The following is a 1,543-nucleotide window of genomic DNA, read 5'->3' on the forward strand; positions in this document are numbered from 1 at the left end:
CTACGGCCGACTCGCCGCGTTCCAGGAAAGATCATGCTCTAGCGAGTGATTCTTGTCATATTGCTTCAAGATCACCGTGATGCTCTGATCGATTGGACGGTTACACCCCAACCGATCAGGAGTTGCATGAACCTGTCAGGAAGACTTACCCCCCGATCGAGGAGGCGGCGTGCGCGCCTCGGGACGGCGCTTGTGACCGTTCCCGCCATGGTGACCTCGCTACTGATCGGCACAAGCTCACCCCCCGCCTCCGCCGCCCCCTCTCCTTCACCCCAGCCACCAGTCACCACCGCGGCCGTAGACCCAGTGGAGACGGCCAAGCAGGAGGCGAGGAAACAGAACAAGCGGGTCGAGATCCCCTCCTACCGCTCCGAGACCTCCACCACGTTCGCCAATCCCGATGGCAGGACTCTGCACATGGAGATGTCCGCCGCTCCCGTCCGAGTCAAGCGGAACAGCGTCTGGGAGGCTGTCGACACGACGTTGGTCGTGCAGGGCAACGCAGTCAGGCCGCGGGTGGCCAAGTCGGACCTGGTGTTGTCCTACGGCGGGAACATGGAGCTGTTGACGGCCAGCGGCAACCCGGCCAAGACCGACGATAAGGCCAAGGTCTTCTCCACACGCAAACTGCCCACCCCGACGTTGTCGGGCAACCGGGCCGAGTTCGCCTCCGCTTACGGCAACGGCACCGACTTGGTCGTCACTGCCACCCGTCGGGGTTCCGCCAGCAGATCGTGATCCGGCAACGCCCTGACAAACCGCTCAGTCTGCGTGTCCCAGTCGATCTGCCCGCAGGCTTCGCCTTCAAGAAGGTCTCGGGCAAGACCGTGCTGGTCAAGGGCACCGGCAAGGGTGATCAGGAGCAGATCCTTGACCTGTCCACCACCATGATGCTCGACGCGGTGGCCGCCGATGGCAGCAGAGGACCGGATGAAGGAAAGGTCGGTAAGGCATCCACGCATCTGGAGGAATCTCGGGCGGCTCGACCTTGGTGTTCACTCCCGATGCCGAGTTTCTGGCCGACCCGGCCGTCACCTACCCGGTCACGGTTATCGCCGCCGCCTCCGATTGGTGGGAGCCCGCGATCGCCGTCGATACCTTCGTTAATGACGCCGCCTACCCGATCAGTCGCGACAACCAGCTTTTGGACCGAATTCTGGCCGGCAAGTCCAACTCCGGAACGGTCCGCTGGCGCAGCTACATCAAGTTCGCTGATATTCCCGTGGAGTCTCTACTGCGAGGCGGCAAGGTCAAGAACGCCGACCTCTACTTGTGGAACCATCTGTCCAACACCTGCGGGGACCCCGTGGGATCCGGCATCACCGCCCGGCGGATCACCAGCAGTTGGACTCCTGGATCGCTGACCTGGGACAACCAGCCGACGGTGACCTCGGCCGGCGCCAACAATAAAGCGGGCGCCTACAGCCCGGACTGCACCAGTGCCGCTGCCAGCTGGGCCAAGAAAGAGTGGGATCTCGTCCACTCGGTCAACGGCATCGTTCAAGCCTGGGCAGACGGCCAGCCGAACTACGGCTTCCAGCTC

The 1,543-nt window shown here is 63.3% G+C and carries 2 protein-coding genes; both read left to right on the top strand.

The window, feature by feature from the left end; translation table 11 throughout:
- Window positions 1-207: 207 nt before the first annotated feature.
- Window positions 208-738, top strand: coding sequence for a hypothetical protein (locus tag AB0M95_RS40955; protein WP_363777176.1), 531 nt, complete (start codon window positions 208-210; stop codon window positions 736-738).
- A 253-nt stretch (window positions 739-991) separates the two neighbouring features.
- On the top strand, window positions 992-1,543 hold a 552-nt coding region (locus tag AB0M95_RS40960; RefSeq protein ID WP_363777179.1), incomplete at its 3' end, for a DNRLRE domain-containing protein.

The organism is Sphaerisporangium sp. NPDC051017 (genome assembly GCF_040683095.1).
Classification (GTDB): Bacteria; Actinomycetota; Actinomycetes; order Streptosporangiales; family Streptosporangiaceae; genus Sphaerisporangium.